Origin of the sequence: Paenibacillus sp. LK1 (assembly GCF_002750415.1) — a bacterium.
Classification (GTDB): domain Bacteria; phylum Bacillota; class Bacilli; order Paenibacillales; family Paenibacillaceae; genus Paenibacillus; species Paenibacillus taichungensis.
Genome location: NZ_PEII01000006.1, coordinates 69913 through 91734 on the forward strand (window position 1 = coordinate 69913; position 21822 = coordinate 91734).

18 protein-coding genes are annotated in these 21822 nt (G+C 47.1%); 17 read left to right on the forward strand and 1 reads right to left on the reverse strand.

All coding sequences use genetic code 11. From position 1 onward, the window contains the following. Together CS562_RS15000 and mgrA are read left to right on the forward strand one after the other, a co-directional pair. Complete coding sequence (locus tag CS562_RS15000) at positions 1-741, forward strand: NAD-dependent protein deacylase (RefSeq protein ID WP_076287779.1); 741 nt, start codon at positions 1-3, stop codon at positions 739-741. Between the two features lie 88 nt (positions 742-829). Beyond that, positions 830-1837: an L-glyceraldehyde 3-phosphate reductase gene (gene mgrA / locus CS562_RS15005; protein ID WP_063566864.1), complete on the forward strand. Its 1008-nt coding sequence runs from the start codon at positions 830-832 to the stop codon at positions 1835-1837. Positions 1838-1937: 100 nt separating this feature from the next. Here the strand turns inward: mgrA and CS562_RS15010 are convergent, their stop codons facing one another. Continuing rightward, positions 1938-2912, reverse strand: coding sequence for an AraC family transcriptional regulator (locus CS562_RS15010; RefSeq protein WP_246318224.1), 975 nt, complete (start codon positions 2910-2912; stop codon positions 1938-1940). 156 nt (positions 2913-3068) lie between these two features. Here CS562_RS15010 and CS562_RS15015 point away from each other — a divergent pair, with 156 nt between their 5' ends. From CS562_RS15015 to CS562_RS15085, 15 genes are all read left to right on the forward strand, one after another. Next, entirely contained in the window at positions 3069-4250 is a 1182-nt protein-coding gene (locus CS562_RS15015; RefSeq protein ID WP_099856808.1) for a galactokinase, read from the forward strand. A gap of 1 nt (position 4251) precedes the next feature. Beyond that, positions 4252-5241, forward strand: a complete 990-nt coding sequence (galE, locus tag CS562_RS15020) for a UDP-glucose 4-epimerase GalE (RefSeq protein ID WP_099856809.1) — start codon at positions 4252-4254, stop codon at positions 5239-5241. A 15-nt stretch (positions 5242-5256) separates the two neighbouring features. Continuing rightward, positions 5257-6855, forward strand: coding sequence for a UDP-glucose--hexose-1-phosphate uridylyltransferase (locus tag CS562_RS15025; RefSeq protein WP_099856811.1), 1599 nt, complete (start codon positions 5257-5259; stop codon positions 6853-6855). A 152-nt stretch (positions 6856-7007) separates the two neighbouring features. Beyond that, a complete protein-coding gene (locus CS562_RS15030; protein WP_099856813.1) occupies positions 7008-7595 on the forward strand; it encodes an MSMEG_1061 family FMN-dependent PPOX-type flavoprotein in 588 nt (195 codons plus the stop codon). A gap of 91 nt (positions 7596-7686) precedes the next feature. After that, complete coding sequence (locus CS562_RS15035) at positions 7687-8850, forward strand: iron-containing alcohol dehydrogenase (RefSeq protein WP_076287784.1); 1164 nt, start codon at positions 7687-7689, stop codon at positions 8848-8850. 259 nt (positions 8851-9109) lie between these two features. Beyond that, a complete protein-coding gene (locus tag CS562_RS15040) occupies positions 9110-9646 on the forward strand; it encodes an NfeD family membrane protein (protein ID WP_063566870.1) in 537 nt (178 codons plus the stop codon). A 58-nt stretch (positions 9647-9704) separates the two neighbouring features. Beyond that, on the forward strand, positions 9705-11261 hold the full coding sequence (locus CS562_RS15045) for a flotillin lipid rafts scaffold protein FloT (protein WP_076287785.1): 1557 nt from the start codon (positions 9705-9707) through the stop codon (positions 11259-11261). A 165-nt stretch (positions 11262-11426) separates the two neighbouring features. Then, entirely contained in the window at positions 11427-12281 is an 855-nt protein-coding gene (glcT, locus tag CS562_RS15050) for a glucose PTS transporter transcription antiterminator GlcT (RefSeq protein ID WP_063566872.1), read from the forward strand. A 288-nt stretch (positions 12282-12569) separates the two neighbouring features. Further along, on the forward strand, positions 12570-14627 hold the full coding sequence (gene ptsG, locus CS562_RS15055) for a glucose-specific PTS transporter subunit IIBC (protein ID WP_099856815.1): 2058 nt from the start codon (positions 12570-12572) through the stop codon (positions 14625-14627). A 77-nt stretch (positions 14628-14704) separates the two neighbouring features. Continuing rightward, positions 14705-14980: an HPr family phosphocarrier protein gene (locus CS562_RS15060; protein WP_036617010.1), complete on the forward strand. Its 276-nt coding sequence runs from the start codon at positions 14705-14707 to the stop codon at positions 14978-14980. Continuing rightward, the gene (gene ptsP, locus CS562_RS15065) at positions 14973-16685 is read left to right on the forward strand and encodes a phosphoenolpyruvate--protein phosphotransferase (RefSeq protein ID WP_076287787.1); all 1713 of its coding nucleotides are present in this window, start codon (positions 14973-14975) and stop codon (positions 16683-16685) included. The genes CS562_RS15060 and ptsP overlap by 8 nt, the downstream gene beginning before the upstream one ends. A 293-nt stretch (positions 16686-16978) precedes the next feature. Next, positions 16979-18550 carry an AraC family transcriptional regulator gene (locus tag CS562_RS15070; protein WP_099856817.1) on the forward strand — a complete coding sequence of 524 codons (1572 nt, stop codon included), beginning with the start codon at positions 16979-16981 and terminating at the stop codon, positions 18548-18550. Positions 18551-18694: 144 nt separating this feature from the next. Further along, entirely contained in the window at positions 18695-19864 is a 1170-nt protein-coding gene (locus CS562_RS15075; RefSeq protein ID WP_180287144.1) for an alpha/beta hydrolase family protein, read from the forward strand. 26 nt (positions 19865-19890) lie between these two features. Beyond that, positions 19891-20871 carry an ABC transporter substrate-binding protein gene (locus CS562_RS15080; protein ID WP_099856820.1) on the forward strand — a complete coding sequence of 327 codons (981 nt, stop codon included), beginning with the start codon at positions 19891-19893 and terminating at the stop codon, positions 20869-20871. Beyond that, positions 20871-21650 (forward strand): (2Fe-2S)-binding protein, encoded by a 780-nt coding sequence (locus CS562_RS15085; protein WP_099856822.1) that lies wholly within the window; start codon positions 20871-20873, stop codon positions 21648-21650. The genes CS562_RS15080 and CS562_RS15085 overlap by 1 nt, the downstream gene beginning before the upstream one ends. Positions 21651-21822: the final 172 nt, after the last annotated feature.

Genomic DNA, 21822 nt, shown 5'->3' on the forward strand with positions numbered 1-21822 from the left:
ATGAACGCAACAGAACAACTGGCTGCCTGGATTAAGGAAAGTTCAAATATTGTTTTTTTCGGAGGGGCCGGAACTTCAACGGAAAGCGGGATTCCCGACTTCCGCTCTGCCGCTGGTTTATACCAGACAGAGCAGCATTCACCCTATCCACCGGAAGAGCTGCTGAGCCGACATTTTTTTGACCAGCATGCTGATATTTTTTATGATTTTTATCGGGGTAAAATGCTACATCCCGATGCGATGCCCAATGGCTGTCATCGACTGCTCGCCAGATTGGAGCAGGAAGGAAAACTTCAGGCGGTTATCACACAAAATATCGACGGGTTGCACCAGAAGGCTGGCAGCAGCAATGTCCTGGAGCTTCATGGTTCGATCCATCGAAACGCCTGTATGGATTGCAAGAGGTTTTACGGGTTGGATGACATTATTACGGCAAAAGATACGGTTCCTCGTTGCACTGCGTGTGGTGGCGTGATCAAGCCGGATGTTGTGCTGTATGAAGAAGAACTGGACCAGACGATATTATATCGTTCGGTTGATGTACTGTCCTCGGCGGATTTGCTGCTGGTAGGTGGAACTTCATTAACGGTCTATCCTGCCGCTCAATTGATTACGTATTTTCAAGGGAAACACACGGTCTTGCTTAATGCTACACCTACGGCTTACGACAGGCAGGCTGATTTGCTGATTACAGACCCTATTGGTGAGGTAATGAATAAGGTGGACCAGCTTCTTGGTTAAACGTAAGTCAACAATGTCCGAATAACCGCATTCTCCGGCATACGGACCGGGTACTAGAGGCGGAACCTGGGGAAAGAAGGGATTCATGATGGTCTACGTAGCCAGCGATGCACGCTACGAAACAATGAAATACAACCGCGTTGGACGTTCAGGTTTGAAACTGCCAGCGATTTCACTTGGGTTATGGCATAATTTTGGTGGCATTAATAATGCGGAGAACGGCCGTAATATGATCACCCGTTCGTTTGATCTGGGCATTACGCATTTTGATCTTGCCAACAATTATGGTCCGCCGGCAGGTTCAGCAGAGCAGTTATTCGGTCAGGTATTGGCACAGGATCTGAAGCCATATCGAGATGAACTCGTCATCTCGACCAAAGCCGGGTACTATATGTGGCCTGGACCTTACGGTGAGTGGGGTTCTCGTAAAAACCTGGTTTCCAGTCTCAATCAGAGCTTGAAGCGCATGGGTCTCGATTACGTAGACATCTTTTATTCTCATCGTTATGACCCCGAAACACCTCTGGAAGAAACGATGATGGCGCTGGACCATATTGTTCGTTCCGGCAAAGCATTGTATGTCGGCATCTCCAACTATCCTGCAGAACAGACGAAGCAGGCGGCCGAGATTCTCAAAGGCCTGGGTACTCCTCTGTTGATTCATCAACCCAAATATTCCATGCTGGATCGCTGGATTGAGGATGGCCTACAGGATGTACTTGATGAGTATGGAACAGGCAGCATCGCTTTTTGTCCATTGGCACAAGGCGTGCTTACCAATAAATATCTGAATGGCATTCCAGAAGATTCGCGTGCCAAGGGCCCGTCTGTATTCTTGAATGAAAACAACATCTCGCCAGAGACATTGCGCAAAGTGCGTGCTCTGAACCAGATTGCAGCATCGCGTGGTCAGAGTCTGGCCCAATTTGCTCTGGCCTGGGTATTGCGTGATGGCAAGGTAACTTCTGCACTGATTGGTGCAAGTCGTCCTTCGCAGATTGAAGAGAATGTGGCTGCTCTCAGCCAGTTGGAATTCTCCTCAGAGGAATTGGAGCGCATTGAATCGATTCTCCGTCCGGAACCGGATCATAAATAAAGTTCAAAAGGTGCATCTTAGCCATAATGGCGGGATGCACCTTTTTTGTTCCTTATTATGCAGACCTATGGGATAGGAGATCCTACTTTTGATTACAGGGTTACCGCTGGTTCGGTGGTACTTGGCGTGTCGCTTGATGCAAGGACCTGTTAAGGATGTTTTCCCGGTACAGACTAGGGGCTTCCCCGTGGAATCGTTTGAACTGTTTGGAGAAATACAGCGCATCTGGCAAGCCCACGGAGGCGGATACCTGTTCGATGGACAGATCCGGGCGTTCCCGCAGCAGCTGACGCGATTTATCGATTCTCAGTTTAAGCAGGTAGGTAACTGGTGATAGTCCGGTTTCCTGTTTGAAAATGCGGGACAGGTATGCACGATTATAGCCAAGACTGGCTGACATTTGCTCAATCGAGACAGGGTAGGCATATTGGGTAGACATGTATTGAATCATCTGTTTTACAGTTCGTCGTATCGAGGATTCTCCTGGTATTAAGGTTTGACCCTGAGAAAGGTGATTTTGTGCCTCGGCTAGAATCATATATAACGTACCCAATGATGTAAAATGAGAGCTTTCTTTCCGCTCGGCAAAAGCCGTCTGCATCACGGATAACCAGTCGGAAATACCACAGGAAGGACCGGCATGAAAGACGGATTTCTCAGGACGGAAACCTGCTTCCTCTATATGCTTGGCAGCCTGGCTGCCGGTAAAGGCCATCCAGCGGTATTGCCAGGGATGTCGTGCATGGGATTGATAGCTTACAAGCTGTCCCGGTTGAATGAGAAAACAGTCTCCTGCGGATAGATCGTAGGTATGTAGTTCAGTACGGAACGTACCGGCTCCTTTTTCTACATAGTGCAATAGATAATAATCGTATAGCTTCGGGCCAAGGGCGTGACCGGGAAGGGTCTGGCTTGCGCCTGCAAAAAGGACATGCAATGCCCCCTTTTCATAATAAACAGGATTGGAGGCAACCGAGTAGCTGAGTGCTCCACTTTTGCCAGAGGTTTCCGGAATTTGTTTTATCGGATCCCCCGTTGCACCCGTTTTTGAAGCTTCCTTACGTTGTTCAGTCATGATGACATTCCTTTCCTTCCTGGATGTTCCATTCATTATACGTCGAAAGGTCACATTTATCCATATGGAACACACATGGTTGCATTTCAAGAGGAACCGCCTTCTTGTATAATAACATTAAGAAAACCAACAACATTGAGATGGGGTGCAGCAGCAATGAACATAAATGAATTGAAACAAAAGTTTATTGACAAGTACGGAGAGAGTGGAGCGGACATCCGTGTATTCCATGCCCCTGGGCGGGTGAATCTGATCGGTGAGCACATTGACTATAACGGGGGGTACGTGCTTCCGGCAGCGCTTGAATTCGGTACCACTTTGATTATCCGTGAGCGTGAGGACAACAAGTTGCAGTTGGCTTCCACGAATATGTCCTATGAAGGAACGCTGGATACGTCCTCCATTGGCAAAGAGAAAACAGGTGAATGGACGGATTACCCGGTAGGCGTCATGGTTGAACTGCAAGGCAAAGGCGTAAAAGTAACCAAAGGGTATGACTTCCTCTATCATGGAGAAATTCCGAACGGCGCAGGACTTTCCTCTTCCGCATCGCTGGAGGTACTTACTGGGTATGCCATCCAGTCACTTGAAGGTGTTAAGGATATTGATACGGTTCAACTGGCGCTGCTGTCCCAAAAGGCAGAGAACGAATTCGTTGGCGTCAACTGTGGCATCATGGATCAGTTCGCTGTAGCTAATGGAGCAGAGGATCATGCGATCCTGCTGATGTGTGACACCCTTGAATATGAAAAAGTGCCATTCCGTACCGGCGCCTACAAGCTGGTCATTGGTAACACGAACAAACGTCGGGGGTTGGTAGACTCGGCTTATAACGAACGTCGCTCCCAATGTGAGCAGGCACTTGCCATTTTAAAAGAACAATTGCCTGCACTGAACTATCTGGCGCAACTTACACCTGAACAATTCGTTACACTGCAGGATCATATCAAGGATGAGAAGGTAAGACAGCGTGCCCAGCACGTCGTGGAAGAGAATGCACGTGTACTTGCATCGGTGGATGCACTGCGTGATAACGATCTGGAAACCTTCGGCAAGCTGATGAATGCTTCTCATGAATCGCTTCGTTATCTATATGAAGTGAGTTGCGAAGAGCTGGACGTGATGGTTGAAGAAGCTCAACGAATTCCAGGCACTCTGGGTGCACGCATGACCGGAGCAGGATTCGGAGGCTGCACAGTTTCCCTTGTGCATGAGGACGATGTAGAGCGTTTTGTAAGCGAAGTTGGAGCGGCATATGAAGCACGTACCAGTCTCAAAGGCGATTTCTATGTATGCGGAGTAGGCGACGGCGTTAAAGAATTGAAGGAGGCGAAGTAAGATGGCAATTTTGGTGACAGGTGGAGCAGGATATATTGGTTCTCATACGGTAGCGGCTTTGTTGGAGCGTGGCGAAGAGGTAGTTGTACTGGATAACTTGCAGACAGGGCATCGTGAAGCTCTGTTGGGCGGAAAATTGTATAAAGGTGATCTGCGTGACAAGGAACTTCTGGCGAAGCTGTTCGCTGAGAACTCCATTGATGCAGTCATCCACTTTGCAGCGAACTCACTGGTTGGCGAGAGTATGAAAGATCCTGTGAAATACTATGACAACAACGTGTTTGGCACATTGTGCCTGCTGGAAGCGATGAATGCAGCGAATGTACGTCGCATCGTCTTCTCCTCCACGGCTGCTACTTATGGCGAGCCGGAGAAAGTGCCAATTGAAGAGAGCGACCGCACAGAGCCTACGAATGTTTATGGTGAAACCAAGTTGATGATGGAGCGCATGATGTCCTGGTTCGATAAAGTACAGGAAATCAAATACGTCTCCCTTCGTTACTTCAATGCTGCCGGAGCCCATGATAGCGGCAAAATCGGTGAAGATCACCAGCCGGAGAGCCACCTTATTCCACTCGTACTGCAAACGGCATTGAAACAACGTCCACACATCGCCGTGTTCGGTGATGACTATGCGACCGAAGACGGAACCTGTGTACGTGATTACATCCACGTAAGTGATCTGGCGGATGCGCATCTGCGGGCCGTAGACTATCTCCGTAAAGGAGAGAACAGCAACGTGTTCAACCTGGGCAACGGTCAAGGTTTCTCTGTTAAACAGGTTATTGAGACGGCCAAGAAAGTAACCGGACTGGATATTCCGGTTGTACAGGAACCACGTCGTGCGGGTGATCCAGCTGTACTGGTGGCTTCGTCTGCCAAAGCAAGATCCGTACTGGGCTGGAATCCGAAATGGACGAATCTTGAAGATGTCATTCAAAGTGCATGGAGCTGGCATCAGTCCCACCCTGACGGCTACGGAAAAAACTAGGAGGCGAACATCGATATGTCACAGACTCATATTGCAGCAGGCGCCACAGAGCGGACACCGGAGCAGCAGGAAGCACTGCATGCTATTGAACGTCTGGTAGCATTTGCCTTGCAGAACAAATTGATTGAAGAAGCGGATCGGGATTACAGCCGTAATCTACTACTGGAACAGTTTGGGTTCTCCGAGCCGTATGCTGGAGTATTAAACGAGATGGTGCTAGATGGACCCCAAACATTGCTGGATACGCTGATTGATTATGGATTTGAGATTGGACTTATACCTGAAAATACGGATACGTACCGCGATTTGCTCGATGCGAAAATTATGGGTCAATTGATGGCCCGTCCATCCGAGGTGGTACGCGCATTCCGTCATACAGAGCAGACTGAAGGCATCGAGGCGGCTACCTCCCAATTTTATGAGCTTTCGATTCATTCCAATTACATTCGGATGGACCGCATCTCCAAGAATGTGTATTGGACACAGGATACAGCTTATGGAGACATGGAGATTACGATCAACCTCTCCAAGCCGGAGAAAAGTCCGAAGGAAATTGCGATGGCCAAGCTGCTTCCGCCTCCGGTATATCCGAAATGCCAACTCTGTCGTGAAAATGTGGGCTATGCCGGTCGGGTCAACCACCCGGCCCGTCAAAACCTGCGTGTCATTCCATTGGAATTGAACAGCGAACCTTGGTTCTTCCAATACTCGCCATACGTGTACTACAACGAGCACTGCATTATTTTCCATCACGATCATGTGCCGATGAAATTAACCAAAGATACGCTGCGCAGGCTGCTGGCTTTCGTGGGGGAGTATCCGCATTACTTTATTGGTTCCAATGCCGATCTGCCCATCGTTGGCGGCTCCATCCTGACTCATGACCACTTCCAGGGTGGGCGTCATACCTTTGCCATTCAAAATGCGAAGCCAGAGGCGGTATTCCGCCACGCTGGTTCACCGGGACTTACGCTTAGTCTTGTGAAATGGCCAATGTCCGTATTGCGACTGGCATCACAGGATCCGGCTGAGTTGCTCGAAGCGGGGAACGCTGTTTATGAAGCGTGGAAGGTGTACAGTGATTCTACGGTCGAGATCCAGGCATTTAGTGAGGTGGACGGAGAGCAGGTTCCACATAATACGGTTACCCCAATCGTACGTCGCAGTGCGGACGGAGGATACGAGATGGACCTTGTTCTGCGAAACAATCGTACGAATGATGAACATCCCGAAGGGATTTTCCACCCGCACCGTGAAATGCATCATCTGAAAAAGGAGAACATTGGACTCATCGAAGTGATGGGGCTTGCAATCCTGCCAGGTCGTTTGAAAGAAGAGCTGGACAGCATCGCGGATATTCTCGCTGGAGATCGCAAGCTTGCCGAGGAAGCCAAAGATTCCGAACATGTGTTAAACAAACATCTGGGTTGGGCAGAAGAACTGATCGAACGTTTCGGTCCCAACCTGAACAAGGAGCAAGCCGTAGCGCTTGTGCAACAGGAAGTGGGCTTGAAATTCGCGGAGATTCTGGAGCATGCAGGTGTGTACAAATATAATGAGGCAGGGCGCCAAGCCTTCCGTCGTTTTGTAAGCAGTATGGGGTTTACCGAATAGTAGTCAACAACTAACCAGAACACCCGCCCAATCATGAGCGGGTGTTCTTGTCGTTCTTGACATTTGTGTGCATTGGAATGAACTTCCGGGCCAGTTATAATAGAGGGAAGTCCTAGAGTACCACAATGAATTGAGGAAATGGGGTTAATAATATGGAAAAGCAGGCATTGGATATTCCGTTGATCACAGATGCTGAGGAACTGCAAGGCATGGTGGGTGAACCGCATGAACATGTGCGTAACAAGGCAATCTCATTTGTGGATTCACATGTTCAGAACTTTCTATCCATATCACCATTATTTTTCCTCTCCACGTCCGATCGTGATGGGAAAAGTGATGTGTCACCCCGGGGCGATGGAGCGGGATTCGTAAAAGTTTATGATACATACCGGCTCATCTATCCCGAACGCCCAGGCAATCGGCGGATAGACTCCTTGTTGAACATTTTGTCTAACCCTAGTATTGGTATGCTCTTTTTGATTCCGGGTCTGAATGAAGTGCTGCGCATTAATGGTACAGCGTCCATTACCAAGGATGAAGAATTTATTGCGAGTATGGGCTGGACCGGTAAAACGATTGGTGCGGCTGTCATTGTGGATGTGGAAGAGTGCTTTATCCATTGTCCGCGGGCATTCAAACAGGCTGGATTATGGGCCTCAGAAACATGGGTGGATGCTGAAGATTTGCCTTCAACGAGCGAGATGTTTCGAGCCCACTTGCAGATTAACGGGTTGTTATAAAGTGAGTGACTATGGATTTGTTTTTCTATAATCGGGGTACTATAATGGGAGTTGCACTAAAATATGAATCTCCATTGGAGGCGACATAGATATGAGATCTTTTCAATTTTATAATCCAACCCGATTGATTTTCGGTAAAGGTCAGCTGGAAGCACTGAAAACTGAAGTACCGAAATACGGCAAACGGGTTCTGCTTGTATATGGTGGCGGCAGTATCAAACGCAGCGGTTTGTACGATCAGGTGATCGGTTTGTTGAAGGAAGTAGGAGCTGAAGTTACGGAGCTGGCTGGTGTAGAACCGAACCCACGTCTTTCGACGGTGCACAAAGGTGTAGACCTCTGCAAAACGAACAACATCGACCTGATCCTCGCTGTAGGCGGCGGCAGTGTACTGGATTGTGCAAAAGCAATTGCCGTAGGTGCCAAGTATGACGGCGACATGTGGGACTTTGCTCAGCGCAAAGCCGTTGCACAAGATGCTCTTCCGCTCGGTACCGTGCTGACAATGGCTGCAACTGGTTCGGAAATGAACTCCGGTTCGGTTATTACGAATCAGGATACACAGGAGAAGTTGGGCTGGGGCAGTGCGTATTCGTTCCCTGCGTTCTCGATCCTTGATCCGGTAAATACATATACCGTTCCTCTGGACCAAACGGTTTATGGCATGGTTGATATGATGTCCCACGTACTGGAGCATTACTTCCATCTGGATGCCAACACACCGGTTCAGCTCGGGTTCTGTGAGACGATTCTGCGCACAGTTATGGATGCAGCGCCTCGTCTGGTTGAAGACCTGGAGAACTATGAACTGCGTGAAACGATTCTGTACTGCGGAACGATGGCATTGAACGGCGTACTGAACATGGGTCTCGCTGGTGACTGGGCTACTCACAATATTGAACACGCGGTATCCGCAGTGTATGATATTCCTCATGGCGGAGGGCTCGCGATTCTGTTCCCGCATTGGATGAAGCATAATGTGGACGTAAATGTGGATCGTTTCAAACGTCTGGCGATCAATGTGTTCGAAGTTAATCCTGAAGGTAAATCGGACAAACAGATTGCTGAAGAAGGCATTGATGCGTTGAGCAAATTCTGGACATCCATTGGTGCGCCTAACCGTCTGGCTGATTATGATATCGATGACAGCCAAATCGAAGTGATGGCTGACAAAGCCATGCTCTTCGGCCCATTTGGTAACTTCAAAAAATTGCAACGTGAAGATGTTGTATCCATCTACAAGGCTTCTCTGTAAATATAAAACATAAAAACACAATAATATGATCTGAAACCGCACGTCTCCTTAACGGGGATTTGCGGTTTTTTGTTGTGAATAAGAGCGAATTGGAGAATGTTCCAGGAACTGGACCATATTACTGTGAGAATAACCATTATCGGGTCTAGGATACAAATGAGGAAAGATTTTGAAACATAACGGCACCTTGCTACGTATTTATTTACATGAGGAATGCCCAGTTGGATGGAATTGCGGCAGAAGAGAGGAGGAACAGGGAGTGGAGTCAATCTATTGGGGGTGTCTAATCGGAGGAGCCATATTTGCAGTCGTCAGCCTTGTGCTAGGTGACTTGATTGATGGCTTGCTGGACGGGGCCTTTGAATTGCCAGGCCTTGATTTTTTCAAACCTGTTGTGCTGGCTGGTTCTATAACCACCTTTGGCGGAGCCGGTATTATGCTGACACGTTATAGCTCGATAAGTGCAATTTCGGCACTGATACTATCCCTGCTTATAGGTATTGCTGCAGCCATGCTGGTATTCTTTGCATATATCAAGCCGATGCGTAACAGTGACGTTTCCATTGCGTTTTCCATGAAAGAGCTATCCGGGAAAATTGGAGAAATCACCATTCCGGTACCGGAAAAAGGTTTTGGTGAAGTCATGATTAAGATTGCTGCCGGTAATACGGTGCACACGGCATCCAGCTTTGAACATCGTCCCATTGCGGCGGGAGCGCGTGTTGTAGTTGTGGATGTGACCGAAGGTGTGCTGCGTGTATCGGAATGGGATGAAGATGTACTTAAAGATGTTTAAGGAAGTTTAACCGTTAGCAGTGTAAGCAGTCATATATGAATAAGGGGAGAGATGTGGAATGGGTGATTTGAATTTGGATATGGATGTTTTGTTGATTCCTGCAATTGTTGTCGGTGTTATTCTGATTCTTGGTTTGGCGTTCTGGGCGAGATACAAAACGGTTGGGCCGGATGAAGCCATGATCGTTACGGGTTCATTCCTTGGAAGCAAAAATATTTCTGACGATGACTCCGGACGAAAAATTAAAATTGTTCGTGGAGGCGGCGCATTTATCTTGCCAGTGTTCCAGCAGTCAGAGTTTATCTCGCTGTTGTCCCACAAGCTGGACGTTTCCACACCTGAAGTATACACAGAACAAGGCGTACCGGTCATTGCCGATGGTGTCGCCATTATCAAGGTTGGAAGCTCTGTAGAAGATGTGGCTACTGCAGCCGAGCAATTCATCGGTAAGCCGGTAGAATCGTTAAGAGGCGAAGCACAGGAAGTTCTGGAAGGGCATTTGCGGGCCATCCTCGGAACGATGACGGTGGAAGAAGTATACCGTAACCGCGATCGCTTCGCACAAGAGGTTCAAGGTGTAGCTGCCAGAGATTTGAAAAAAATGGGACTGCAAATTGTCTCTTTTACTATCAAAGATGTTCGTGACAAACAAGGTTATCTGGATGCCCTCGGTAAACCGAGAATAGCAGCCGTCAAGCGGGATGCTGAAATTGCGGAAGCGGAAGCGATGCGGGATGCGCGTATTCAGAAGGCCAATGCGGAAGAGCAAGGGCAAAAAGCAGAGTTGCTGCGTGATACGAATATCGCTGAAGCTGCAAAAGAGAAGGAACTGAAAGTAGCGACGTTTAAGCGGGATCAGGATACTGCTAAAGCGGAAGCGGATCAAGCGTACCATATTCACGAAGCACGTGCGAGACAAACCGTGGTGGAGGAAGAAATGAAAGTTGAACTCGTTCGTAAAGAACGTGAGATTGATCTGCAAGAGAAAGAAATTATCGTACGTGAGAAACAATATGATGCTGAAGTGAAGAAAAAGGCGGAAGCGGATCGTTATGCGGTGGAGCAGGCTGCCGAAGCGGATAAAGCCAAAAGAATGCGTGAAGCCGATGCAGTACAGTACTCCATTGAAACGCATGCAAAAGCTACTGCTGAGCAGAAGCGTCTTGAAGGTCAAGCGATGGCGGATGCTGAACGCGCCAAAGGTACAGCGGATGCAGAGGTCATTCGTCTCCGGGGTCTGGCTGAAGCAGAAGCGAAAGAAAAACTGGCCGAGGCGTTCCAAAAGTTCGGCGAAGCTGCCGTGCTCGATATCATTGTCAAAATGCTGCCTGAACTTGCTGGTAAAATTGCAGAGCCGATCTCCGCGATTGATAAGCTGACCGTTGTGGACACAGGGAAGGGTGAAGGCGCCACTCGTGTAAGTAATTATGTAACTGAGCTCATGGCGACAGCTCCCGAGATGCTCAAAAGTGTCTCCGGCATTGATGTGGAGCAGTTAATTAAAGGTCTCACCAAGCCTAGAACAACAGCACCGGTTGCTATCCAACAGAGTGAACCTGTAACGACTCCCTCTATAATCGATAAGATTGTGGAAAAAGCTGGAGTTGACGAGTAAGACAACGAATTATAAAGCAGTCATGCTCTATTGACCTTAAGGCGAATTTTTGTTACTTTTTAAGCGAGACGTCCGGCGCGGTTTGCCCGCTTCCGGATGTCTTTTCTTTCTTACTAGGGTGTGACTGAATCACACCTAAGATGGTGTGAAAAAGAGGTGCAAATATTGAGTAGCCTGCAAGTAGCCAAAGCGCTAAATAATAATGTAATTATTGCACAGCATCCTGAACATGGAGAAGTTGTCGTGATTGGTAAAGGCATCGGCTTCAATCGGAAAACAAATGATATTATTCCACTGATGGCTGTGGAGAAGATGTTCATTTTGAGAAACCAACAGGAGCAGGAGCAGTATAAGCAGCTTTTACCACAAGTGGATGAAGCATTGATCGAAATTATTAACGAAGTCATTACGTATATTGCAGAACGTACGGACGTTCCTTTAAACGAACATATTCATATCGCGTTGACCGACCATATTTCTTTTGCATTAAAACGGAAAGAACAAGGGATTGTTATCCAGAATCCGTTTCTATATGAGACCCGTGAAATTTATCCTGACGAATATCGCATGGGTGAATATGCGGTTCGTTTGATTAAAGAAAAACTGGGTGTAGATCTGGGAATGGATGAAATCGGTTTTATTGCTCTTCACATCTACAGTGCCATGACCAACCAAAATATTTCCCAAGTTCGCGAGCATTCGCAATTGATAACCGATTTGGTGAGCCTGGTGTCCACCCAACTGGATTATTCTTTTGAGACCGAGTCACTGGATTATTCCCGGTTACTGACTCATCTTCGATTTGCCTTGGAGCGTGTTCGTCGGGGAGACAAAGTGGAAGAAATCCATAAATTGGATTCCTTGTTGAAGTTGGAATATCCTGAAATGTACTCGCTTGCATGGAAGCTAACTAAGGTGATGGAAAAAAGGTTGAATCTTCCTGTATACCCTGCTGAAGTAGGGTATCTAACCATTCATTTGCAGCGCTTGAATCAAAGGAAAGAAGAAGAGAGTAAGTGAAATATTTCCACTAGTGGAACTCTAATTTGAGAAATTTCGTGTAAAGGCTTGCATCGTTTTTGAAGTGGTGCTACAATGGTCTCCGTAATCAAGCAACTGAATAAACACAAACGACGTGTTACTGATTCGATCAGGCATGAGTTATCCAGAGCGTGATTGTTCTTACCTTATACCGGGTATGCTATACCCGAAGGTTGGACCAATTTGCTTTGTTAACTCGTGCCTTTTTTGTTTTCCCTTGCTTGCATCACAACATAAAAATTTAAAAGAAAGGGTGGATACGACGCAATGTTTAAAAAGCTTTTTGGTGTATTGCAAAGAGTAGGTAAAGCTCTTATGTTACCTGTAGCAATCTTGCCAGCGGCAGGTTTATTGCTAGGGATCGGTAACATGCTTGTGAATCCGGATTTTCTGCAGTATGCAACAGCGCTAGATACCCCATGGGTAAGCTCAATCGCGACGATTATGATGAATGCGGGTCAGATCGTATTTGATAATCTGGCATTGCTGTTCGCTGTCGGTGTAGCCGTCGGGCTGGCCGGAGGCGAAGGTGTCGCAGGTCTTGCGGCCATCATCGGTTACTTGGTCATGAACGTGACTCTGGGTACGGCTGTTGGTGTTACGCCAGCCATGATCGGCGAAGTACCGGGCTATGCCAGCATCTTGGGTATCCCTACATTAAGTACAGGTGTGTTCGGAGGTATTATCATTGGTATTACCGCCGCGCTATGTTACAATCGATTTTTCAAAATCGAACTGCCGTCTTACCTCGGTTTCTTTGCAGGTAAACGATTTGTCCCAATTATCACTTCAGTCGTTTCCCTCTTAATCGGGCTGCTTCTGGTGATCATCTGGCCTCCGATTCAAAATGGTCTCAATGCTGTATCTCACTTCATGGTAGATACAAGTCCGACATTATCGGCGTTCATTTTCGGAGTAGTAGAACGGTCACTTATTCCGTTCGGTCTGCATCACATTTTCTATTCACCATTCTGGTTTGAGTTCGGTGAATATGTGAACAAAGCTGGAGATGTCATTCGTGGAGACCAGCAAATCTTCTTCAATCAACTGCGAGATGGTGTGAATCTCACAGCGGGAACGTTCCAAGTTGGTAAATTCCCGTTCATGATGTTCGGTTTGCCAGCTGCGGCGCTTGCGATGTACCATGAAGCAAGACCGGAGCACAAAAAGTATGTTGCAGGGATCATGGGTTCAGCTGCGCTGACTTCGTTCCTCACAGGGATTACAGAACCGCTTGAGTTTTCATTCCTGTTTGTAGCGCCAATCCTGTTTGCAGTACACTGTATCTTTGCTGGTTTGTCTTTCATGACGATGCAAATTCTTGGAGTCAAAATCGGGATGACATTCTCCGGTGGATTCATTGACTTCCTGATCTTCGGGATTATCCCGAACCGTACGCCTTGGTGGGATGTTATCATCGTAGGTTTGATTCTTGCAGTGATCTACTATTTCGGGTTCCGATTGATCATTCGCAAATTCAACCTCAAAACACCAGGTCGTGAAGAGGCAACCCCTGAAACAGCTTCGGGTGGTGCAGGCTCAGGTTCAACGGATGATCTGCCTCACAATATTCTTGCTGCCTTCGGCGGACAAGAAAATATCAAACATCTGGATGCCTGCATTACTCGTTTGCGAATTGAAGTAAATGAGAAATCCAGTGTAAATAAAGATCGTTTGAAACAATTGGGTGCATCTGGCGTACTTGAAGTGGGTAATAATGTACAAGCCATCTTCGGTACACGTTCAGATACGATTAAATCTCAAATGCAGGATATCATTGCAGGACGGACACCGGCACCAGCTCCAGCAGCTGTGGCTAAGCCAGCTCCTGAACAGGAAAAGGCGCAAGGTGAAGAAGGCGAACGTATTATTGCGGAAGACATCGTTATGCCAGTTAACGGCGAATTGATGGATATCACAAACGTTCCTGATCCGGTCTTTGCTGAGAAAATGACAGGCGATGGTTTTGCTGTTCTACCTCATGATGGCAAGATTACTTCTCCTGTATATGGTAAGGTGTTTAACGTATTTCCAAGCAAACATGCCGTGGGCATTATGTCTGACGGAGGCAAGGAAGTACTTGTTCATATAGGTGTCAACACGGTGAAGCTGAAAGGTCAGGGCTTTAACGTGCTCGTGCAGGAAGGCGACCTGGTATCGGCAGGACAGCCGATTATGGAAGTGGATTTGGAGTATGTGAAAGCTAACGCTCCGTCAATCATCTCTCCGGTCATTTTCACCAACCTGCCAGAAGGCTCGACAGTGACGCTTACGAAAAGTGGGTTACTGAAAATTGGCGATCAGCCGATTATTGAGATAAAATAAGAAGTGTTACGACGATGGCAAGCAAGTGTAAATATATGCAATGCCTAAACTAAATTATTGAAAGTGAGATGATTGTAATGCAACAAACATTCAGAATTACAGACGAAGATGGTATCCACGCACGTCCGGCGACAGCCCTGGTTAATACAGCAAACAAATTCAAAGGTGCAGAATCCTTTGCAGAAGCTAACGGTAAAAAAGTAACGTTGAAATCCATCCTGGGTGTGCTTTCCCTGGGTCTGGAACAAGGCGACACCATTAGCATTATCGTGGAAGGCGAAGGAGAAGCTGAAGCTCTTCAAGCTCTGACAGACGTTATGGTTAACGAAGGGCTGGGCGAAATTAATGCTTAATGTTTCTGGGATCGCGGCTTCGGCGGGTATTGCTATCGCCAAGGCGTTTATCTTGGAGCATCCCAACTACTCTGTAGAAAAACGCGAAATCAACGACGTTGACGCAGAGATCGCGAAACTCGACTCAGCTCTGGGCAAGTCCCAGGCTGAGCTTGAGGCGATCAAAGAGCGTACTTTACAAGAGCTTGGCGAGAAAAAAGCTGAGATTTTTGCTTCGCATTTGCTCATTCTAAATGACCCGGAACTGATTGATCCGGTTAAAGCGAAAATTGCAGATGATAAGATTAATGCGGAATTCGCATTGAACGAAACAGCAACGCAATTTATCGAAATGTTCGAAAACATGAAGAGTGCTTACCTGCAGGAACGTGCTGCGGATATGCGTGATGTAACCAAACGTGTGCTAAATCACTTGCTTGGTATCGAATTCATGAGTCCGGCTGAGATCAGTGAAGAAGTGATCGTGCTTGCGGAGGATCTTACGCCATCCGACACGGCTCAACTGAACCGTCAATATGTTAAAGGTTTCGCAACCAATATTGGTGGACGTACTTCTCACTCTGCGATCATGGCTCGTTCGCTTGAAATTCCGGCTGTCGTTGGAACCAAGGACATTCTGGCTCAAGCGAAACAAGGCGACATGATTATCGTTGACGGCTTGGACGGTCATGTGCTGGTTAATCCAACGGATGATGTTATTGCTGAGTATCGTTCCAAACAGGAGCAATACGATGCACAACGTGCCGAGTGGAGAAAACTGCGTGATGAGCCAACGGTAACGGTGGACAACGTTCATGTGGAACTGGCAGCCAACATTGGTACACCGAATGATGTAACGGGTGTTCTGGAAAACGGCGGTGAGGCTGTAGGCCTGTACCGTACCGAGTTCCTTTACATGGGCAGAGACAAGCTTCCTTCCGAAGACATTCAGTATAATGCTTACAAAGCGGTACTGGAAAAAATGGAAGGTAAACCTGTCGTTGTTCGTACACTCGACATCGGTGGAGACAAAGAGCTTCCATACCTGGATCTGCCAAAAGAAATGAATCCATTCCTCGGTTTCCGCGCAGTTCGTCTGTGTCTGGACCGTCTGGACATTTTCCGTACTCAATTGCGTGCATTGTTGCGTGCAAGCGTACATGGTAACCTGCGTGTCATGTTCCCAATGATCGCAACACTTGGTGAATTCCGTGAAGCGAAAGCTGTCTTGCTCGAAGAGAAAGAGAAGCTGGTTGCTGAAGGTATTGCTGTTTCTGACAGCATTCAACTCGGAATCATGGTCGAAATTCCTTCGACTGCAGTTCTAGCGGATCAATTTGCCAAAGAAGTGGATTTCTTCAGTATCGGAACGAACGATCTGATTCAATACACGATGGCTGCTGACCGTATGAACGAACGAGTGGCATATCTTTACCAACCTTACAACCCAGCCATTTTGCGTTTGGTTAAAATGGTTATCGATGCAGCGCATCGTGAAGGCAAATGGGTTGGCATGTGTGGTGAGATGGCCGGAGACGAAACAGCAATTCCATTGCTGCTCGGTCTCGGACTGGATGAGTTCAGCATGAGCGCAACATCTATTCTGCCAGCTCGCAGTCAGATCACCAAGCTGTCCCGTGCAGATATGCAAGAACTTGCTGCCAAAGCACTCGATATGCAAACGGCTGAACAAGTCGTTGAATTGGTTCAAAGCATTCAAGCGTAATGTAATTTTACGGGGTTTCCACCCGATTTTAAGGGTTTCTTTTTCCGATAAAAAAAGCTGCAGTCGTGCAGCGATTTTGCCGGTATCTGTTGTTACAGCAGATACCGGCTTTTTTTGTTTTGAGCATTTGCATAATCCAAAGAGCGTCTTTCAATCAGCAAGATAGAGAGCGAAAGGTTATTATTCGTCTTTTACATTTTTCCGTTTGTATCTTGGTTGAAAATCATTATCATTAAGGTATTCGAACAAATTCAATCAATGGACATCATGCTGAGGGAGAAAGTAGGGTTACCATGAAGGTCAATGAAAAAAAGGCAGGCAAGATGCTTAAATATAGCAGTATCGATTCGTTTGAAGTGTCCTGGAATGGAGAAATGGTTCATGCTGCGACAGCGGAACACTTCGCTATTCTTTGTACAAGTGGCTCAGGAACTTTGGTATCGAACGAACACATATCCCGATTGAACGAAGGGGAAGTCTATTTGCTGGCTCCTGGACAGAGGTTCAAGCTGGCGGCAGATGAGCAGGCGTTAAAAGGCTATTTGGTCCGTTTCGAAGTATACGAATATGGCGGAGAACAGGAGATGATCGCTACCCATGCTTTCATGGAGGGTTTGTTTTGGTGCAAAGACCCGCAACAACTCGCGCTCTCTTGTGATCGATTGCTTCAACTGGACGTCGCTGGTGACGAGGAACACTTCAATAGACAGGCAGCATTATACGGTCTGATGACTTTACTTGTTGAAGCGGAGGCCAAGCCGGAAATCGTTGAGTCTACCGCTTCTGCGATTGCCCGTGTTGCCGAGTATATGAATGAACATCTGGATCATGATTTAAAACGAGATGAATTGGCCAAGCTTGCAGGCCTGAGTCCAGGGTATTTTTCATGGGCATTTCAACAATATACAGGAAAGACTCCAACGGCCTATCTGGTGGAGGTCAGAATGAAACGGGCCAAGGAGCTCCTTTTGTCAGGCGACGGTGTAAAAGAGACAGCGGTTCGAGTGGGCTATGAAGATGAATTTTATTTTAGCCGCAGATTCAAACAGAAGATGGGGCTTTCGCCTAACGCGTTTGTCAAAAGCCGCAGATATAGTATCGCAAGTGTCTCTGATCCAATCTCGGGCAGTTTACTGGCACTTGGGCTGCTTCCGAAAGCTGCTGCCTTTTATCCAAATCATGAATTATACAACCGAATGACCCGCCTACACTCTTATGAGCTGGGGGAAGGGCAGATCTGGCAAGAAAATGTGGATCAATTGCGTGCGTCGGAGCCGGAGCTTATTTTCTGCACTGACATTCTGGCTGAGCGGGCGCGAAAAGAGCTGGAACAGATTGCGCCGACAGTTGCCATCCCTTGGTTATCCGCAGACTGGCGCGAGCAGCTTCGAATGATTGCAGAAGTCATGGAGCATCGGGCGGAGGCGGAGACGTGGCTGTCTGAATACGATGGCAAGGCAGAAGCTGTCTACCGCAAAGTAAGACGTAACATCGGTGGAGCTACCGTCAACATATGGCGTATCACGGATTCGGAATATCGGATATATGGCAAACGCAATGCTGGCGCGGTCCTTTATGATGATTTTAGATTGGCAGCTACGCATCGTCTCGATGACATCAATGTTTTTGAAGCGGTGACTAAAGAAGCTCTGGAAAAATACGACGCAGATATGCTGATTATCATGGTAGATTCCACACAGCAGGCGGCCCGGGAATGGAAGGCGCTTCAGGCCAGCGAACAGTGGCATCGTTTGACAGCAGTTCGGCATGGACATGTGTACGAGGTGGGGACAGAAAAATTGTTTGAGTATTCAGCATGGTCGCATGATCGGGCGCTGTCCTATTTTATGCGGTTATTTGGCTGACTAAAGTCCAGTTCACTCCGTTTAAATATCCATGTTTAGCGGAAGCAATGAATGATATGATACGTAATGAGAAAGAAAATCATTATCAGTGTAAAGAAGAGGTGATATTCCATTTCTGGAAAGCCGCCTTGGAATCTGGAGCAATTGTTTGAAGTACCTCGATTATACCCGGTTTCAGAAGATCAACATACCGGCGTACATGCCTGCTTCTATGAGGGTGTGTCATATAAAGGTCGGGCTACTCGCATATTTGCCTACTACGGCATTCCGTGTCCGGTCTCTCCTAACGAGGTAGTTCCCGCGGTGATTCTGGTTCACGGTGGTGCGGGAACAGCTTTTAGCAGTTGGGTGAAAGAATGGATGGCACGGGGGTATGCTGCGATAGCCGTGGATCTGGAAGGGCATGTTCCATTCGGGGATGAGGAGCACACCGAACGGATGGAATGGCCTTCACATTCATGGAGTGGTCCCGAGAAACAGGGTGTATTTGCAGATTACGAACAGCCTGTTGAAGATCAATGGATGTATCATGCCGTAGCCGCTGTAATATTGGCTCATTCATTGTTCCGCTCTTTTCAGGGTGTAGACAAGCAGTGCATAGGTATAACAGGAATTTCATGGGGAGGCATCATCACAAGTTTGGTTGCGGGGTTAGACACCAGGCTTTCTTTTGCCATGCCCGTTTATGGCTGTGGGTATCTGCATGAACCGGGTTCCTATTATGGGCTTAGCTTTGCATCGATGCCGGAGGCAGAGGCAGAACGTATTCGTCTATTGTGGGATCCATCCACTTATCTGTCTGAAAGCCGCTTGCCGATGTTATGGCTTAACGGTAGTAATGATACCCATTTTCCGTTGAGCATATTTAATAAGTCTTATGAACAGCATCTGGAGTGCCATCCTAACAACAATAACAGCAGACTAAGCCTTCACCCGGGACTCGGGCATTCTTATAAGGAGGCATGGGCATGCGAGGAGGTCTTCGCTTTTGCGGACAGCATGGTTAAAGTGAAAGCTGCGCTTATTGAAATATGTGAGGAGAAGCACGAGGACGGTTGGTTTGTCGTTCGGTATGATTCATGCCTTCCTGTCCTGGAGGCCAATCTTTATTGGTGCGTGGATGATCATAATTGGAGAACCGCAAGATGGGAGTCCATTCCCGCTTCGTTGGATAGGGCGAACTGCAAGGCGTTCATACGTCTTCCACAGCATGGGAGTTTGTTTTTTATGAATCTAAGAAATGAAATGGGCTGGATTACAAGCACACGTGTAATGAAAAATGAGAGAATCGCAGAAAACAAAATAAAAGAATAACGAATGACTAAGGGGATTTGTAGAACATGAAACAACGAAATCAACGCTATTTCACTTTAACGGCAGTTTTGCTTGCGGTGTTATTATTAATTGTGGCCTGTGGCAACAAAGAGAAGTCAGGTTCGTCTGAGGCAGAACCGACGAAACAGGAACAAGCGGCATCGGATGAGTCCCAAGATGCCACATTTACATTTAAGGATACAAATGGTGAGCAGACATTACCGCAAAAGCCAGAAAACATTGCTTCTACAGTGACATATTTGACGGATCATCTGATTGCACTTGGCATGACACCAAAAGCTACGGTGAAATCACAGAACGAAGATTTTCCGTTATATTTGAAGCCATTCTTGAATGATGTGGCTATCATCGGTGATCAAGGTAAGGTCAGTGCAGAGAAAATGCTCTCTCTTGGACCAGATCTGATTGTGACAGATACGAACAGCAAAGAGCAATTCGAGAATTATGCCAAAATTGCTCCAACGGCCATGCTTGAGAATGGATATGTGGCACCAGATTGGCAGACGGCATTTCGAGCTACCGCGGCGGCCTTTGGTCTGAACGAAAAGGCAGAAGAAGTGATAAATACCTATGAAACGCATAAAGCTGAGGCGATCCAGAAGGTTCACGCCAAAGCAGAGGGTAAGACACTGATGGTATTGCGGATAAGAAATGATATTCGGTATTACGGAGACATGGACTACAAGTGGCTTTATGATGATTTCGGTTTCTCCAGACCGGCTGTTTTCCCAGTGACAAGCGCTGAAAGTCGCTATGAAGTGTTGTCTAATGAAAAGCTGCCAGAAATCGATCCGGATTATATTATCCTTATTAATGATAATGAAGAAATCTATAACAATCTGCAGACCTTGGGGATTTGGAAAAACATGAAGGCTGTTAAAAATAATCAGGTATTCCAGGTGGCTTCAGATTCGTGGTTTGGCGGGTATGGACCCAGTGCGGCTACTTCCATGCTGGATGACCTGAATCGTTTGTTCGGCGAATGATGAATGACCGGATTTGTGAGGAACTGGGCAAGCACTTTAATCTTGTACAGGAACTGAATGATGTACCCGTGACATCGCTATGTGGAGAATCTATTGTTGATCCGGAGGCAATGAGAAGCTTTTTGTCCGCCTATCAACAGTTAATCGAGGGACAGGATCTAGCGGTTGCCGCAGCCTACTTCACCAGTTGGTTCGGTGATGTGGCAGCTGCGCTGCAATATACCTTATCCGTCCATGATGCAGCTCCGAATTTCTCGCTAGCCAATCTGAGTATACATTTGATGAAGGAAACCGGATATACACGAATTGCTTTTCAACTTGAGAAAATGAATGTCATTCTCGCTCCGAAGGATTCGGAGGAAAGAACGGTCTGGCTTGAAGCAGAATTAAGACGTTTTTACAGTCAGACTGCACGTCCCCTTATGGAGTGTTTGTCCCAAGCTTCCGGGTTGCATGTAAGCATGTTGTGGGGGCAGTTGCCAACGGCTCTGCAAAACTACAGGGAGAATATCCATAATACGTATCAAGACGAGGAGGCTCTCTTGCGTCAGTTTGCCGCTGATGAACAGGTGGTGCAAAATGGTCTGGAAGCTGATGTATTTGGTCTGGTCAAGAATCCGCTTCGCGTAAGGGTGCGGATGATTGATCATCCGCTGGAGCCTTCGAAGAGACTTGCGATCAAAAATGTCTGTTGCCTGCAATATTTACGACAAGGCCGCTCCTATTGTTACACCTGTCCGCGATTGGGTAAGAAGGAACGGGCCAATTGGAAGCCCTAAACCGGGAAGATAAAATAAAGCTGACAGGTTAATAAGCAATAAGAAAAACAGCCGCGCAGAAAGCAAAATGCGGCTGTTTTTGGCATTTATTACTGATTATCAACGACAGAATATTGTAATGATCGTATCGTGCCAGTCCTGGGATCATAACATAGTTCGGATGTCGTTGCAG

Bases quoted from the DNA above. Each gene is read 5' to 3' on its own strand.
- CS562_RS15000 (WP_076287779.1), top strand. From the start codon at position 1: ATGAACGCAACAGAACAACTGGCTGCCTGGATTAAGGAAAGTTCAAAT.
- mgrA (WP_063566864.1), top strand. From the start codon at position 830: ATGGTCTACGTAGCCAGCGATGCACGCTACGAAACAATGAAATACAAC.
- CS562_RS15010 (WP_246318224.1), bottom strand. From the start codon at position 2,912: ATGACTGAACAACGTAAGGAAGCTTCAAAAACGGGTGCAACGGGGGAT.
- CS562_RS15015 (WP_099856808.1), top strand. From the start codon at position 3,069: ATGAACATAAATGAATTGAAACAAAAGTTTATTGACAAGTACGGAGAG.
- galE (WP_099856809.1), top strand. From the start codon at position 4,252: ATGGCAATTTTGGTGACAGGTGGAGCAGGATATATTGGTTCTCATACG.
- CS562_RS15025 (WP_099856811.1), top strand. From the start codon at position 5,257: ATGTCACAGACTCATATTGCAGCAGGCGCCACAGAGCGGACACCGGAG.
- CS562_RS15030 (WP_099856813.1), top strand. From the start codon at position 7,008: ATGGAAAAGCAGGCATTGGATATTCCGTTGATCACAGATGCTGAGGAA.
- CS562_RS15035 (WP_076287784.1), top strand. From the start codon at position 7,687: ATGAGATCTTTTCAATTTTATAATCCAACCCGATTGATTTTCGGTAAA.
- CS562_RS15045 (WP_076287785.1), top strand. From the start codon at position 9,705: ATGGGTGATTTGAATTTGGATATGGATGTTTTGTTGATTCCTGCAATT.
- ptsG (WP_099856815.1), top strand. From the start codon at position 12,570: ATGTTTAAAAAGCTTTTTGGTGTATTGCAAAGAGTAGGTAAAGCTCTT.
- CS562_RS15060 (WP_036617010.1), top strand. From the start codon at position 14,705: ATGCAACAAACATTCAGAATTACAGACGAAGATGGTATCCACGCACGT.
- ptsP (WP_076287787.1), top strand. From the start codon at position 14,973: ATGCTTAATGTTTCTGGGATCGCGGCTTCGGCGGGTATTGCTATCGCC.
- CS562_RS15070 (WP_099856817.1), top strand. From the start codon at position 16,979: ATGAAGGTCAATGAAAAAAAGGCAGGCAAGATGCTTAAATATAGCAGT.
- CS562_RS15080 (WP_099856820.1), top strand. From the start codon at position 19,891: ATGAAACAACGAAATCAACGCTATTTCACTTTAACGGCAGTTTTGCTT.
- CS562_RS15085 (WP_099856822.1), top strand. From the start codon at position 20,871: ATGAATGACCGGATTTGTGAGGAACTGGGCAAGCACTTTAATCTTGTA.